This window comes from Pedobacter arcticus A12, assembly GCF_000302595.1.
GTDB lineage: Bacteria > Bacteroidota > Bacteroidia > Sphingobacteriales > Sphingobacteriaceae > Pseudopedobacter > Pseudopedobacter arcticus.
The window spans coordinates 462,892-478,558 of record NZ_JH947125.1; the positions used below are offsets into that span (position 1 = coordinate 462,892).

The 15,667-nt window shown below is 36.2% G+C and carries 11 protein-coding genes; 5 read left to right on the top strand and 6 right to left on the bottom strand.

Annotated elements, in window-relative coordinates:
- Positions 1-150: 150 nt before the first annotated feature.
- The 5 genes from B176_RS0103225 to nagB form a co-directional block, all read right to left on the bottom strand.
- A complete protein-coding gene (locus tag B176_RS0103225) occupies positions 151-1,260 on the bottom strand; it encodes a transporter substrate-binding domain-containing protein (RefSeq protein ID WP_017257341.1) in 1,110 nt (369 codons plus the stop codon).
- A gap of 214 nt (positions 1,261-1,474) precedes the next feature.
- Positions 1,475-2,245, bottom strand: a complete 771-nt coding sequence (locus B176_RS0103230) for a DUF1961 family protein (protein ID WP_017257342.1) — start codon at positions 2,243-2,245, stop codon at positions 1,475-1,477.
- Positions 2,246-2,254: 9 nt separating this feature from the next.
- Positions 2,255-3,385 (bottom strand): phosphotransferase enzyme family protein, encoded by a 1,131-nt coding sequence (locus tag B176_RS0103235; RefSeq protein ID WP_017257343.1) that lies wholly within the window; start codon positions 3,383-3,385, stop codon positions 2,255-2,257.
- A 19-nt stretch (positions 3,386-3,404) separates the two neighbouring features.
- A complete protein-coding gene (glmM, locus tag B176_RS0103240) occupies positions 3,405-4,784 on the bottom strand; it encodes a phosphoglucosamine mutase (RefSeq protein ID WP_017257344.1) in 1,380 nt (459 codons plus the stop codon).
- Between the two features lie 191 nt (positions 4,785-4,975).
- A complete protein-coding gene (gene nagB / locus B176_RS0103250) occupies positions 4,976-6,901 on the bottom strand; it encodes a glucosamine-6-phosphate deaminase (RefSeq protein ID WP_017257346.1) in 1,926 nt (641 codons plus the stop codon).
- A 607-nt stretch (positions 6,902-7,508) separates the two neighbouring features.
- On the opposite strand from nagB, the gene B176_RS0103255 reads away from it, so the two are divergent.
- Positions 7,509-8,138 (top strand): DUF2652 domain-containing protein, encoded by a 630-nt coding sequence (locus B176_RS0103255; protein WP_017257347.1) that lies wholly within the window; start codon positions 7,509-7,511, stop codon positions 8,136-8,138.
- On the opposite strand, the gene B176_RS0103260 is transcribed toward B176_RS0103255, so the two are convergent.
- Positions 8,122-9,330, bottom strand: coding sequence for a Pycsar system effector family protein (locus tag B176_RS0103260; protein ID WP_017257348.1), 1,209 nt, complete (start codon positions 9,328-9,330; stop codon positions 8,122-8,124). The genes B176_RS0103255 and B176_RS0103260 overlap by 17 nt on opposite strands.
- A 73-nt stretch (positions 9,331-9,403) precedes the next feature.
- On the opposite strand from B176_RS0103260, the gene B176_RS0103265 reads away from it, so the two are divergent.
- The 4 genes from B176_RS0103265 to msrA are packed head-to-tail and all read left to right on the top strand — an operon-like array spanning position 9,404 to position 15,570.
- Complete coding sequence (locus B176_RS0103265) at positions 9,404-10,288, top strand: SdiA-regulated domain-containing protein (RefSeq protein WP_017257349.1); 885 nt, start codon at positions 9,404-9,406, stop codon at positions 10,286-10,288.
- Complete coding sequence (locus B176_RS18900; RefSeq protein WP_017257350.1) at positions 10,289-14,035, top strand: metallophosphoesterase; 3,747 nt, start codon at positions 10,289-10,291, stop codon at positions 14,033-14,035.
- Positions 14,036-14,065: 30 nt separating this feature from the next.
- The gene (locus tag B176_RS0103275; RefSeq protein ID WP_017257351.1) at positions 14,066-15,007 is read left to right on the top strand and encodes an L-histidine N(alpha)-methyltransferase; all 942 of its coding nucleotides are present in this window, start codon (positions 14,066-14,068) and stop codon (positions 15,005-15,007) included.
- Between the two features lie 11 nt (positions 15,008-15,018).
- Complete coding sequence (gene msrA, locus B176_RS0103280) at positions 15,019-15,570, top strand: peptide-methionine (S)-S-oxide reductase MsrA (protein ID WP_017257352.1); 552 nt, start codon at positions 15,019-15,021, stop codon at positions 15,568-15,570.
- Positions 15,571-15,667: the final 97 nt, after the last annotated feature.

Sequence of the window (15,667 nt, forward strand, 5' to 3'; positions counted from 1 at the left end):
ACAGCAACGCAATGTAGCTTGGTAAACTATAGTAAGGTTATAAGATTTGCTTTTTTATAACTAATGCTTTTAACGATTTTTTATCACTAAAAAAAATCCCCACAATTAAAAACGCGGGGATTCAAAGATTGTAGATTATGAATTTAATACTTATAGATTATCGTTTCCTAGCCAATGCTTGATGATCTTGTATGTTTTTTCATCTTCTGCTAATTCTAAAAGCTTGATGTTTACGGCATGAGAAAGCTTAGTGTCTAGTGGGAAAGCGAATCCGTAACCTTGTTTATAGTACTCGGCTTTAGATACAAATAATTTGCTGTCCTTATTGTTCTTCAAATAGTACAGCAATTGGGGCCTATCGTAAATTACCGCATCAACTTCTTTGTTTTTTAGCTTATCAAAAGCTTCTTTTAGGTTGTCGGATGAGGTTTCTTTTACATTATGTTCTTCTAAGAACTCTTCGGTAGGAGAGCCACTAATAGTTGTTGCAGATTTTCCTTCCAGTTGTTCAACGTTGTTGATGGTGTCGTCTCCAAACCCAGATAGGGTAAGTGTACTGGCAATACCAGCAACCATCGAAGTGGCAAAAATAATAGAAACTACCATCCATGTTCCTGCAATAATGCGTCCCCATACTGTAATTGGTGCTTTGTCTCCGTAACCTGTGGTTGACATGGTTACTATTGCTAACCACATTCCGTTTGCAATTCCACTTGTTGGCTCACTCGGAAACTGATCTGGTGATTCTTTACGTTCAGCAAGCCACAACAGCGTACCCACCAAGCTTAGTATAAAAAGAAAAATTACTACGGCTATTAATAGTTTGAAGCTAAAAAATGGTTTTACCCTATCCCAAAGGGATGGCTTATCAACTCTGGATACCAGTCCTAAACTGGATTGATAATAAGGTTGAGAAAACCGAATATGCGAAACCCTCTCTGCGGTGATACTTAGCGGACCTACGACCATATCAATTTGGTGGTTATCTAATGCGGCAATTGCGTCTCTTACAGATTGGAATTCTGTGTATTTATACTTCCATTTATTCTTATTTGCGATATCCTCCCAAATTTCGACAGCAATTCCAGCAGTTTTCTTTCCTTGTTCTACCACTACAAATGGTGCTCCGCCCGCTAAACCAACACTAATCTCTTTACCCTTAGTTATAGAGTCCGTCTGTGCCTTCGCCTTAAGCGAAAGAAGATTAACAATAAAAAGGATCAGTAAAGTAAAGGAAATGGGACTTATGCGTTTGTTCATAAATTTATTTTTTGGCAGAAGATAGCAGCTAATAGCGATATCCTGTTTTTTGGAGTTTATTGCTACGCTAATTTAAGAATAGCGAGAAAGAATCTTTTCTTCAATTAAAAGCAAGTAAAATGCCAATTATATTGAAGATGGGTGAAAAGTTTGATAAATGGGGAGCAATATAAGCCCTGTTATCCGAATAAGGTTGTTACAATTACGATTGAACCTATAAGCTAAGACTATGAATTTTTAAGTCCCAATATTCTGCAATAAGTGGAGCCATTTGGCGAAAACCTAGGTAACCACCTTTTAATAGGCTACCAAATTTTTGTCCATCGTCTGCATAAGTCAAAACCAGCAAATCGTTAATATAAAAAGTGATTGTAGCTTTAGATTTTACAATTTTCATTTCCATCGGATATAAGATATCGGAAACAGAAGGAATTGGATCGGCGCCTTGCGCTACTATATTTGCTCCGTAGCTTTTTCGCAGATTGCAAAGATGGAACGCTCGTTCTGTGTCGTAGCGTCGTCTAAAATAGGCTAAGTGAAACGCATTCATATCACCGTGGTGGTATTGATTGTATTCACCTTTACGGATAGCTAAGCGTTTATCAAAAAGATCTTGACCGTCTTTTCCGTTTGCTGCGAAAAACATCATAGCTAAACCGGGCTCGCTCAACGGACGAAATTTCCATCGGATAACTATATCAGCAGGAAACTTTTTTGGACACCAAAGCACAAAATTACTTTTCTGCCCTAAGGCTGGGTCTAGCTTGTTTTGCATTCTTAATTTCCCGTTTTCAAAACTAAGTGCTGCTTCGCCCTCTAAATGAAAATTCTTTAGATCTTCGGTTGAAGCCAAAGGGTTTTCATAGATTAAGGTCTCTTTTAAAGGTATATGGTTATGTAGGCTAGATTTAGCTTGCCAATTGGGTGTCTGCAACAGTAAAGCTCCTGCCGGAAACAGTTTTAAAAATGCTAATCTATCTAACATACCAATTTGTTATCTGCTTGCCAAGCGTTTGTTCTCCTCTATTATTTGTTTGATAACTGTTTTTTGTGCCCAAAGCTTTTTAAATAACTGAAACTGTGAGCGGGTTCTTACCAAGTTATGGGTTGGGTATGCAATTTTGTAATAAGTATCTCCCTGTATATAATCCGTTAGAAAACGGATAGCCTGCATATAAGGGAAAAGAAAAACTGCGAGGTACAAAGATTCTACTTCGGCTGGGGTTAAAAAGTTCATTGCTTCTTTTAAATAGCCTTTTGTATAAGAGTTGAACAAAGGCATATTTACGTCAATCTTACTAATGTCTGGTTCATCTTCTTCGCCTGTATTTACCAAAGAACGTATAGCATCACCAAAATCGTAAGCAATATAACCGGGCATTACAGTGTCTAAATCAATGATACAGATTACGTTGTCATCTTTGTCGAATAAAATATTGTTAAATTTGGTGTCGTTATGTGTGATACGTTTAGGCAATAAACCATCTTCACCCATTTGGTAAAGACTGCACATAAAATCTTCATGTTCTCTAATTAGTGCAATTTCTTCTTCAACTTCTTTTGCTCTTCCCAATTTATCTTCAGCAAGCGCAGTGTTAAATTGAGTAAGTCTGAACTTAATATTATGGAAATCAACCAAAGTTTCTGTTAATAAACTTGGATCCATATCTGCCAGCATCAGTTGGAAGCGACCAAATGCCTCGCCACCTTCGTAAGCCTGTTTTGTTGAGGATACCAAATCATAACTGACGGAGTCTTTTATAAACTGGTACATCCGCCAGAAGTTGCCGTTTTCATCTTTCAAAAATAAACTGCCTTCTATAGTTGGAATCAAGGTAAGGACTTGTTCAACCGATTTTTCTGATTTGAACTCGCTTTGAAGCTTTGTGCTCAAATGGTTCGAAACTCGAGCAATATTTACAACAACACCTTCCACATCTTTAAAAATATGATGATTAATACGCTGTAACAGATAATCTGGACAAGTAACGTCAGTATTACTGATTAAAAAAGTGTCGTTTATGTGCCCCGAACCGAATGGTTTTGTTGCTTTAATAGCTCCTTCAATTGCAAAATTAGCTACAATATGTTTGATGGTTTCGGTTGATAAATTAGAAGTGCTCATGGCTAAAAAATAACTATTGTTATAAAAATGATTTTATATCGGCAATAATCTGCTTAGCCAATTTGTTTGCTTTTTGTTCGTTTTCTGACTCAGAATAAATTCTGATGATTGGTTCTGTATTTGACTTTCTTAGGTGCACCCATTCTTTTCCAAATTCTATTTTTAAACCATCAATAGTACTCAAGGGCTGTAGTCTGTATTTAGCTTCTACTTTTTTCAAAATCCCGTCAACATCCATTCCTTCTTCTAAAGTAATTTTGTTTTTTGAGATATGATAAGTAGGATAACTTGCTTTTAGCTGAGAAATTGTTTTTCCGCTTTTTGCTAAATGAGTCAAAAACAGCGCAACGCCAACTAGAGCATCACGCCCGTAGTGCAGTTCTGGATAAATAATTCCTCCATTACCTTCACCGCCAATTACGGCATCGCAAGATTTCATCAAGTTTACCACATTTACTTCGCCAACGGCAGATGCTTGGTATTTTTGTCCTGCATTTTCGGTAACATCTCTTAATGCTCTGGTTGAAGAAAGATTGGATACCGTACTGCCAGGAGTATGTTGCAAAACATAATCGGCTACAGCTACCAAAGTGTACTCTTCGCCAAACATGCTTCCGTCTTCATTTACAAAACAAAGTCTGTCAACATCTGGGTCAACCACAATACCTAAATCGGCTTTATTTTTAACAACCATTGCAGAAATTTCTGTTAAATGCTCGGGCAAAGGTTCGGGGTTGTGCGGGAAATGGCCGTTTGGCTCGCAAAATAATTCGTAAATTGTTTCTACACCTAAAGCTCTTAGCAGGGCAGGAATAAAAATTCCTCCAGAAGAGTTTACACAATCAATTGCAATTTTAAAATTGGCGTTTTTGATTGCTTCAACATCTACCAAAGGAAGTGCTAAAACCTGATCTATATGCTTTTGAAGATATGTATCATCATAAGTTACTTTTCCTAAGTCATCAACTCCAGAAAATGAAATCTCAAAGTTATCTGCTATTTCTAACAGCTCTTTACCATCAGAATCGCTAATAAATTCGCCTTTCTCATTTAGAAGCTTTAGGGCGTTCCACTCTTTAGGGTTATGGCTTGCAGTTAAAATAATACCACCACCAGCTTTTTCTTGGGGAACGGCAATTTCTACGGTCGGTGTGGTTGATAAACCTAAATCAATAACATTTAAACCAATACTTTGCAAAGTGCCAACTACTAAATTACGTACCATTTCGCCCGAAATTCTGGCATCTCTACCTAAAACAATTTTATTGTTCCCAGTTTTTGCGAAAATCCATTTGCCGTAGGCTGCTGTGAATTTCACAATATCTGCAGGGGTTAAGCCATAGCCAGCTTTTCCACCAATAGTTCCTCTTATTCCAGAGATTGATTTAATAAGTGTCATTTTTATAGGGTTATAAAATGCCGATTCTTTTTTAGTAATTGGTGCGTTGATATGCTTTTTGTTGGTACGGTACCTGGCGATGTCGAAAATCCGGTGTCCGCTTATCCAAAGAATGCTTTTGGAATAATCGTTAACGCAAAATAAAAAGCAATTTTGCGTTAACGATCTAATATGGGTTGTTAACTAAGCAACTAAAATTTCCATCTAACAAAAGCTTCGATAGCTTCGTACTCTGCCAAACCTAAATCATTGTAGGCTTTTGCTGTTTCTGTAGTACGGTCTTCTGCTCGTACCCAAAATTCGCGGGCGTCGTCTCCAGGGAAAACTGGGATATCTTTTTGTGATTGGTGTTTGAAAATTGCCTGTCTTTTACGCAATACTTCTTGTGGGGATAGCGGAACAGCCATTTCAATTTCGTCAATTTCAAATTCATGCCATGCGCCACGGTATAACCACAACCAGCAATCTTCTGTCCATGATTCTGTTTTTCTTAAGCGGGTTAATGCATCTAAAATAATATTGAAACATACTTTATGTGTTCCGTGTGGATCTGCAAAATCTCCCGCTGCAAAAATTTGCTGTGGTTTTATTTTTTGCAAAAGCGCCATAGTTTGTTGAATATCATCTTCATAGTCAACTTTTTTGGAAACTTTTCCTCTATCATAGAAAGGTAAATCCATAAAGTGGATGTTCGCATCTGGTAAGCCAGCAAATCTTGCGCCTGCAATAGCTTCTCCTTTTCTTATCAGACCTTTTACTGTTCGCAATTCTAAAGTATCTGGTTGATTAGGTAGTTTTTCTCCTAAAAAGGTTCTGGTATTGTTATAAACCTCTTCAAGTTTTTCAGCCGGTTGGTTTTGTGATTTGGCAAAATCAATGTTGAATTCCATAAAACGCAATGCGTCCTCGTCCCAAACTGCAGTGTTTCCAGAAGTTTGGTAAGCTACATGCACTTCATGTCCTTGGTCTGCCAAACGGATGAAAGTACCTCCCATAGATATTACATCATCATCTGGGTGCGGAGAAAACACGATTGAACGTTTTTTAGCTGGTTCTGCTCGCTCCGGACGTTGAGAATCGTCTGAGTTTGGCTTGCCACCTGGCCAACCTGTAATGGTGTGCTGTATTTTATTGAAAATATCGATGTTGATATTGTAAACTGGCCCTTTTTCGGTAGCCAATTGTGCCATACCGTTATTGTTGTAATCTTCTTCAGTAAGCTTCAACACAGGTTTTTTAAGTGTTTTAGCTAACCAAATTACTGCTTTTTTAATTTGTTGTGGTGTCCAATCACAATCTTGTACTAACCAAGGGGTAGCAAAACGAGTAAGATCTGATGCTGCATCTTGGTCTAATATAAACTCAACATTATCAGAAAGTTGTAGGTAAGTAGCTGGTACATCTGAAGAGATTTCTCCTTCAACTGCTCTTTTTATAATGGAAGCTTTCTTTTGGTTCCAAGCCATCAAAATAATTTGATCAGCTTTAAAAATTGTACCAACACCCATTGTTATTGCTTTGGTAGGTACGTTCTCTTTCCCTCCAAAATCGCGAGAAGCATCTCGACGTGTAAGGTCATCAAGCGTTACCAAGCGTGTACCAGAGTTTGGTGCAGAACCGGGTTCGTTAAAACCGATGTGTCCTGTACGTCCAATACCTAAAATCTGAATATCTAAACCTCCGTAAGCAGTGATTTTCTTTTCGTATTCTGTACAATAAGCAACAATCTCGTTTTCTGCTAAAGTACCGTCTGGAATATGCACATTGTTCATGTTGATATCCACATGGTCAAAAAGTTTAGCTTTCATAAAGCCAACATAGCTTTGTTCTGCGGTAGGTTTCATTGGATAATACTCATCCAAGTTAAAAGTTACAACGTTTTTAAAGCTTAATCCTTCTTCTTTATGTAAACGGATTAGTTCAGCATAAACCTTTACTGGAGTAGCACCTGTGGCTAAGCCCAATACTGTTTTTTCTCCTGCGGCGTCTTTTTTAATAATTAAATCTGCTATTCTTTTAGCAACATTTTTTGATGCTATGGTGTCATCTGCATAAATACTTACAGGTAACTTCTCAAATCGGGTTTCTTCTAGAAGATTTAGTCTTGTGGTTGTCATAATCTGTTTTAAGCTTTGTTGGTTTATAACTCTGAGATTGAACTATAAGCAAATGTATAAAAAAATATTGTGTGCGAACACATTTTTGCAAAATAGTTGTAATAAATTGATTGTTAAGTTATTAAATTTTATCAAATAGTAGGGTATTGTTATCTAGTAATTTATAGTAAAAATGTTAATAGCTAATAAATCTTAAAAATAGTTCAAATACCCCACAATAGCAATATTTCTTTGGTAAACTGTAATAGTCGTAGTATTAAGCAAGTTTGGAAAGCAGTTTTTTAAAACGAGTGCCTTTTGCTTTTAATCATCAAGAGTTGATTGCATTTGGACCTTGTGATTTTAGACTGAGTTCCACACGCTTTTAGCACATGTTTTAAAGGGAGAAAGCAAAATAAATGTCACCGTTTAATGTAAGTGCAAAATAATAGGATGTTATTTTGCACTTAGCGTTAGGGCTTACATCTATGCTGTTTGTTTTATCGTAAGTTAGGCTGTTAAGTTTAATTTGAGATTTTTAGCTCATCACAGAATCAATAAATATTATATTTGCTCAATTATTGCAACACTTGTTGTGTGGTGATCTAATCAATTACATTAAATAAAAATGAAAAGTAAATCTGTGATTCCTGTTTTTTTCTGTATTCCAGATATTACCGGCTTTACAAAATTTATTACCTCCACAGATGATACCGAATTTGCACACCGTGTAATTAGCAAGGCTCTTAACAAGGTGGCAAGTGCAAATATTTTGGAAATGAGCATTGCAGAGATTGAAGGCGATGCCGTTTTCTTTTATAAAACAGGAAGGTTGCCCGCTGTAAAAAAAGTAGCTAAACAATGCCAATTAATTTATAGCACATTTCAAGAGGCAATAAGTAGTTTCGAACAGTCAGACCCTGAGCTCTACGCAAAATATCTTTCAAAAAATCAATTAGGGATTAAACTCATTGTTCACCACGGACATGTTAGTCTGATGAAAATTAACGGTAGAACCAAGTTAATGGGCGAGGATGTAATATTGGTTCATAAATTACTGAAGAACTCTATTTTGGATCCCTGTTATATTTTGCTAACTAACCAATACTTAGCTAAATTAAAGGATAAAAAGGTTGTTAAAAGTTGGTTTCACTGGGAAAGTCTTAAAAAAGGAAAAGATAGATACGAGCATTTTGGTATTACAAACTACTCGTATATTTCTTTAATTGATTGCAAAACAATTAGTAAGAGTAAATAATTATACCTACAAAGCCTACCGCACAAAGAATTAATCCAACCATAAAAATATTGTACGACCAAGTTAAAAGTTTGTATTTCTTTAACAGCACACCACCTAAGTGGTAAATATCTACCGACATACTATCGTACAATTCATTTTTTTCTCCTTTTAAAGATTTAATCTGTTCCACAAAATCTTGCAATTTCAATTGGGTAAAATTTCCAAAGAACAAAATACTGCTTCCCTTATTTTCTAGCTGGTACTTTTCTTTAGAGGTTACGTTGGGCCTTGCCGATAAAATGGCAAACGTAACTGAAACTAAACTGCTGATAACCAATAAAAGCATCGGGAAAACAAAACGCATATGTTTAAAATCTTCCGAATCTGCAAAGGTATATCCCGAACCAAAAAGCGTTATAATTACCGAAACCACAATGGTGTTTATACTGATCATAATATTAGCTTTTTGATCGGCCATTGAACTCAGATTCATGTGGTAGCCATAAACAGAACGGAATAGCGTTTCAATTCCCCGCCCTTCTTTACTCACTTTTGCATCTGTGCTATCTTTTTTTAGTTGTACTTTATATTGGTCGCTTTTATGTTTTTCAATAGCCTTACGTTGTTTTTCGATGTTTTTTTCACGTTCTTCTCCAAATTTATGTGTGGCAACGCTGGTTTTAAACTTTTTGGATATCAAAAACTCTAGTTGTAACTCCGCCCACTCTAAATCATCGTAGGTTTTATTATTCAGCTTTTCCCACTCGCAACGTAATAGCTCTGCTCGTTTGCTGAAAGATTTTTTTCCGATACTTACATAGTCGGCATCGTGAATGATTTCTTCATTTAAGTTAGCGGGTTCATGACCAAATTTGGTGCTTAAAATAAGTTCTTCAATTTCTTTAAATCTCGGTTCACTAAGTCGTTTGCCAAAATATTCTTTCATTATTTTAACACTTTCTTCTTCGTGGTTCTCATAATCACGAGCATAACCTGTGTCGTGAAACCAGGAAGCGATAGCAAGATTTTCGATTTCTTTTTCGGGCAATTTATAGTCTACAGCAATCTCTTCTGCCGTTTTAACAACCTTGTTGGTATGGGCAAAATTGTGATATAAAAAGTGGTTGGAAAGCTCTTTTTTAAAAAGCTCAAAAATAAACTGTTCTATTTCTTTTTCAACGTATAGCTTACTCATTGGTTCTTTGATCATTTGTGAAAATATTTAATGGTATAGGATTTGATTAAATATCCGTCTAACAATCTTTATCAAATTTAAATCCAAAATGAATAAAACTTTACTAGCCTTGCTTGTAGTTTCATTGATGTCGTGTGGCAATAATAAAAAAAAACCGCACAATAAGCCTGCGCTTGATTCTACCGTCAATATAATTGAGGTTCCTAAAAAACTAAAAGAAATATCTGCGATATCTTTTATTAACGACAGCTTAGTAGCTATTGTGGAGGATGAAAAAGGTGTATTGTATTTTTTTGATTTGAATAAACAGAAAATAGTTAGGGAATTCCCGTTCGCAGAAGACGGCGATTATGAGGATTTAGCCCGAAATGGCGATGATATATATGTAGTAAGAGCGGACGGTGTTATTTACGAAATAGCAAATTTTGTAAGCGAAAACCCGCAGGTAACTTATTATAAAACTGCACTAAAATCTAAGCATGATATCGAAGGTTTAGCTTACGATGTGGTAAATAATAGACTGTTATTATCTGTAAAAGAAAAAAACCTTAACAAAGCGGAGAATGAAAATGAGGTTAAAAATATTTATCAGTTTACACTGAAGGATAAAAAATTTCATAATGAACCTGCGATGCGTATTTTTCTAAAAGACATTGGGGAACAATTTAAAGGCGATGAATTAATGGAAGCATCTAAGCATTTTTTAAAGGCGGCAGGCAATAAAAACTTAAATGATGTGATGAAACCTTCTGCAATGACTTATCACCCTACAAACGGGAAGCTTTATGTGCTTTCTGCGATTAATAACTTTGTTTTAGAGCTTAACGCTGATGGTAGTTTTTCAAAAATCATCCGCTTTAGTGGAAAAGAATTTATACAACCAGAAGGGCTTGATTTTAACTCTAAAGGGGAGATGTTTATATCAAACGAAGGAAAAAACAAAAAAGGAAACATCGTAAAACTTAAGCCATAAATGAGAAATACCTACCTCCCAATTCTAACATGCCTAATTGCCTGTTTGGGTTATACATCTTGCACAACTTATAAACCGTTTTATGCAAAAAGTCAGAAAGACTGGCAAAAAGCAAATAATCCGGATTCCTTAACTTTAGATTATACTGTTTTTCTAATCGGAGATGTAGGGAAACCATCTTTAGATGTGCAGGAACCTACGTTAAAGCTGATGGAAAGTCAGATGTATAAGATAGACACCATTATTAAAAACTTACAGGACACGGTGATCAATAAAACATCGAGCAATAAGGACGCAGTGATTTTTATGGGTGATAATATTTACGAACACGGCATGCCAGAAGCGGACGCTGTTGACCGTAAAGAAAAGGAGCAACTTATTACAGAGCAGTTAAAAGTAGTAAAGGATTTTAAAGGTAAACGGATTTTTATACCTGGTAATCATGACTGGAATAGAAGCGCTTATGGAGGCTTAGAAGCTGTAAAAAGGCAAGAAGCATTTGTAGAAAATTACCTAGATAGCACAGATGTCTTTTTACCTAGTAACGGATGTGCTGGGCCAGTAGAGGTGCAGATGAATGGTAACCTGGTTATTATTGCTATTGATAGCGAATGGTGGTTAACTACAAATGCCCGATCGGATCGGTACCAACAAGGATGTACGGTTACAACCGAAGACCAGTTGATTGTTCAAATCAAAGATATTATTTTAAGAAATAAGGGTAAAAACATTGTTTTTACAATGCATCATCCGTTATTTTCAAACGGAAAGCATGGTGGCTATTTTACTTTATTAGATTATATTTTTCCACTAACCCTAGTTCGACCTAATGCTTACATTCCTTTACCCGTAATTGGTTCAATTTATCCGTTAATGAGGCAGTACGGTCTTTCTCGTCAAGATATATCGAACAAGAAATACCAAGATTTACGTAACAAGTTATTGGCACTTATTGAGGATAAACCGAATATCGTTATGGCATCTGGGCATGAGCATGCTTTAATGCTCACCAAATACAAAAGCCAGAATTTTGTAACCAGCGGTGCAGGAAGTAAAAATAGTGCACTTTTTAAAGGCAACGGTGCGCTTTTCGGTCATGGTACTAAAGGTTTTGCAAGGCTAAACTATTATAAAAACGGACAATGTTGGATAGAATTTTGGGAACCAATAGACGATGGAAGCAAGGGTAAGTTGGTTTACCGTTCACCGCTGTATGCGTTACCTTCAACCAAACAAAAAGTAAAAATTGAAGCCCTTACCAATTACAGCGATTCAACAAAAACAATGGCTGTAGGGGAGCAGTACAAAGCTTCCAAATTTAAACAATGGCTTTTTGGAGAACATTACCGCTCTGTTTGGGCAACCCCGATAGAGATACCTTACCTTGATTTAACAAAATTTGCTGGTGGTTTAACGCCTTTGCAATTAGGTGGTGGAAAACAGACTACATCTTTAAGATTAGAAGGAAAAGACAAAATTCAATATCAGTTTAGAACGATAGATAAAAATCCAGCAGAATTGTTGCCAGAAGGATTTAGACCAACCTTCGCGGGTGATTTTGTTCAGGATCAGATATCTTCAGCTCATCCGTATGGCGCTTTAGTAGTGCCTGGCTTAGCGGATGCCATTGGTGTTTTTCATGCAAATCCAAAAGTGGTTTACATGCCATATTCAAATCTTTTAGGTCCGTACATTCAGGAAGTTGGCGGTAGAGTAGGTATTATTGAGGTTCGCCCAGATGAAGATTTGTCGAAATTTAAAGACTTTGGCTATACCAAAAATGCAGTAAGTACCCGTACAATGTACGAGAAGATTAGAGAGGATAATGACAATGAGGTTGATCAACAAGGATTTTTAAAAGCTCGCTTATTTGATATCTTAATTGGCGATTGGGACCGACATGAGGATCAATGGCGTTGGGCAGAATTTAAAAAGAAAGGTAAAGGCGATATTTACAAACCAATACCACGGGATAGAGATCAGGTTTTTACCAAGTTTGATGGTGTTCTACCTCGGATAGCCAGTAAAGCAATTCCAGATGTACAGTCTTTTGAAATGAAAATTGAAGACCCTGCGAAATTATCTATTGCGGCCCGGAATTTAGACAGAAATCTGCTTACCAAATTAACGTATTCAGATTGGATGGAAACTGCCACGTTTATGAAGAATAGACTTACCGATGCAGTGATAGAAAAATCAGTGCGCCAGATGCCGGCGCCCGCATTTGCACTAACCGGAGAAGAGCTGATTGCCAAGTTGAAATCTCGTAGAAATCAATTGGAAGAAGTAGCTGCAAAATATTATAAAATATTAAATGAAGAAGTAACCATTACAGGTTCAGAAAAGTACGAATACGTGGTGATTAACCGCGAAAAAGATAGTACTGGAGTTACCATGTACAAAACAAAAAAAGACGGTAAAATCGATAAAACAATTTACGCTCGCGTTTTTGATAATAACCTAACCCGCCAAATAAATTTTTACCTGTTAGATGAAAAAGACAGCCTAGTTGTTAAAGGAAAATCAGACCGACCAATAAAATTGAAAGTGGTTGGTGGCTCACAAAACGATTTTTTGGCTGACAGTGCCGAGAATGGTAGAACGGTTTTTTACGACACGCAAAAAAATAAATTTGTAAAGGGAAACAACACAAGAGTTTATAAGTCTGATGGTGCTTGGGTTAACGAATTTTTGCCAGATAATTTTAGTTATGACAAAGGATCGTTTTTGCCCAATGCCGATTATAAAAATGCAAAAGACGGTATTTTCTTAGGTATTGTTTACCAAACAAAACATTATGGTTTCAGAAAATCGCCATACAGTTTTGAACAGAAAATATCTTTACTACATTCTATTCAAACCAAAGCGCTTGTAGGGAAATATAGGTCTACTTTCTATTCATTATTTGCACATAAGTATGATTTGGTTGCCAATGCAAATTACGCAGGACCAGCTTATTCATTTAATTTTTATGGCATAGGAAATGGCACAGTAAATTTGGATGACAAGTCAGATTATTACAGAGTACGTTCTGAATCTTATGACGTACAATTTTATTTACAACGCAGAATGTCTGAAAAGGTGAAGTTTGGAGTTGGACCGGGTTTCCAATTTGTAAAAATCAACCAACCAAGCGGAATAAATTTTTTAGCAACACAACCTAATGCTTATAAAAACCCAGGGAGATTTCTAACGCTTAAATCCTACTTTGACATTTCTTTGGTGGATACCAAATTAAAACCACAGACAGGTTTAAAATGGCATAACGCTATCGACTACTTTAACGAAGTTGGAGGTGATAAAGATAAGTTTGTAAGGTTAAGTACAGATTTGTCTGCTTTCGGCACACCAAATATTGGCTTACCTTTAACTTTGGCCTTGCGTTTAGGCGCCCAAACCAATATTGGAGATTATAAGTTTTATCAGGCAAACTCCATCGGTAACAACGAAAATCTAAGAGGATTCAGAAACGAAAGATTCTCCGGAAAGTCTGCTTATTATGCCAATTCCGAAGTTAGATTTCCGGTTACTTCTTTTAGAAACTACATTTTAACCGGAGATTTTGGGGTTTATGGTTTTTATGATGTGGCCAAGGTGGGCAATAGCTTTGCCGACTCTAAGAAATGGCATCAAGGTTACGGGCCAGGTGTTTGGATAAACCTATATAACAAGTTTTTAGTTACAGCAGGTTATGGTTTCTCTAAAGAAAGTAGGTTAATTTCTTTCGACGTTGGTTATAGATTTTAATTGATTAAACCAAAAAAGCATTTTTAATTTATGTTGAAGACTTTTGAACAAGACGTAATAGTAGGATTAACATCGGCAGAGAAATTTTTACCTTCCAAATATTTTTATAATGATGAAGGTAGTCGGATTTTTAAGGAGATTATGGAGATGCCATCCTATTACCTGAGCAATTGCGAATATGAGATTTTAGCTTTACAGGCTGCCGGTATTCATGATAAACTGGGCTTTGATGAGCCATTTAACATTATTGAGCTGGGTGCTGGCGACGGAACAAAAACGTTTAAACTGTTGCAATATCTGTTAACACAAAAAGTGAGTTTTGATTATATCCCGATAGATATCTCGCAAGAAGCGATGAATATGTTGAGCGAAACCTTACATTTAAAATTGCCAGAGCTAAGCATTAAACCCGCAATTGGTGATTATTTTGAAGTTTTGGATCAGCTTAAGCATACCAATAAACAACAAAGTCTACTTTTGTTTTTGGGCAGTAACATTGGTAATTATCCTAATAAGGAAGCTATTGAGCTCATGCAACTGTTAAACAAGTGCATGAAAAAGGGAGATAAATTATTGATGGGGATTGATTTACAGAAAAACCCAAAGGTTATTTATGATGCTTATTCTGATAGTGGAGGAATTACCAAGCGCTTTAACCTCAATTTGCTGAAAAGAATAAATAGGGAATTGGGTGCTAACTTTGATATTGACCAGTTTGATTTTTACTGCTATTATAATCCCAGAAATGGCGAATTATTTAGTTATTTGGTAAGTTTAGCAGAACAGGAAGTATTTTTGCCCAATACAAACACAAAACTTTTTTTTAGAAAAGATGAAATCATTTGGACAGAGCAATCGAAGAAATATAATTTTAAAGAAATTGAATTATTAGCCGAACAATCTGGTTTTTCGGTTGTAAATTGTTTTATAGATAGTAAGCGATATTTTACAGATAGCTTACTTAGCAAATAGGAAGTATTGAGATGGAAAATAATTTAGAAGTTGTAACATTAGGTGGTGGCTGTTTTTGGTGTACAGAAGCGGTACTGCAAAGATTAAAGGGAGTAGTGAAAATTGAATCGGGGTATGCAAACGGCTTAACGCCAAACCCAAGCTATGAAATGGTTTGTAGTGGAATTTCTGGCTATGTTGAAGTTGTACAAGTTACTTTTGATAGTTCTATTTTAAGTTATAAAGATTTGTTGAATGTTTTTATGACCAGCCATGATCCAACAAGTTTGAACCGCCAAGGTGCAGATGCGGGAACACAATACCGTTCAGGGATTTATTACCACAATCTAGAGCAAAAGCATGCTACAGAAGAGGTTCTGGCAGCATTAGCTTCGGTTTATAGTAAGCCTATTGTAACGGAACTTAAACCTTTAAGTAATTATTTCCCGGCAGAAGTTTCTCATCAGAATTACTATAATCAGAATCAGTATGCTGGTTATTGCATGGCAGTTATTGAGCCTAAAGTATCTAAATTGAGAGCTCAGTACGCAACTATGCTTAGTAAGGAAGCTTTGGAGGAGTGAGCAAGTCCGCTGTTTTAAAGTCCGCAGTCGGCAATCAGAAATTGCTGTTTATGTCTCCTGCTGATGGCGATATAATCCGAAATTAATAAGCGCAATT

Excerpts from the sequence above, each read along its gene's own strand:
- B176_RS0103225 (WP_017257341.1), bottom strand. The coding sequence starts at position 1,260 with ATGAACAAACGCATAAGTCCCATTTCCTTTACTTTACTGATCCTTTTT.
- B176_RS0103230 (WP_017257342.1), bottom strand. The coding sequence starts at position 2,245 with ATGTTAGATAGATTAGCATTTTTAAAACTGTTTCCGGCAGGAGCTTTA.
- B176_RS0103235 (WP_017257343.1), bottom strand. The coding sequence starts at position 3,385 with ATGAGCACTTCTAATTTATCAACCGAAACCATCAAACATATTGTAGCT.
- glmM (WP_017257344.1), bottom strand. The coding sequence starts at position 4,784 with ATGACACTTATTAAATCAATCTCTGGAATAAGAGGAACTATTGGTGGA.
- nagB (WP_017257346.1), bottom strand. The coding sequence starts at position 6,901 with ATGACAACCACAAGACTAAATCTTCTAGAAGAAACCCGATTTGAGAAG.
- B176_RS0103255 (WP_017257347.1), top strand. The coding sequence starts at position 7,509 with ATGAAAAGTAAATCTGTGATTCCTGTTTTTTTCTGTATTCCAGATATT.
- B176_RS0103260 (WP_017257348.1), bottom strand. The coding sequence starts at position 9,330 with ATGATCAAAGAACCAATGAGTAAGCTATACGTTGAAAAAGAAATAGAA.
- B176_RS0103265 (WP_017257349.1), top strand. The coding sequence starts at position 9,404 with ATGAATAAAACTTTACTAGCCTTGCTTGTAGTTTCATTGATGTCGTGT.
- B176_RS18900 (WP_017257350.1), top strand. The coding sequence starts at position 10,289 with ATGAGAAATACCTACCTCCCAATTCTAACATGCCTAATTGCCTGTTTG.
- B176_RS0103275 (WP_017257351.1), top strand. The coding sequence starts at position 14,066 with ATGTTGAAGACTTTTGAACAAGACGTAATAGTAGGATTAACATCGGCA.
- msrA (WP_017257352.1), top strand. The coding sequence starts at position 15,019 with ATGGAAAATAATTTAGAAGTTGTAACATTAGGTGGTGGCTGTTTTTGG.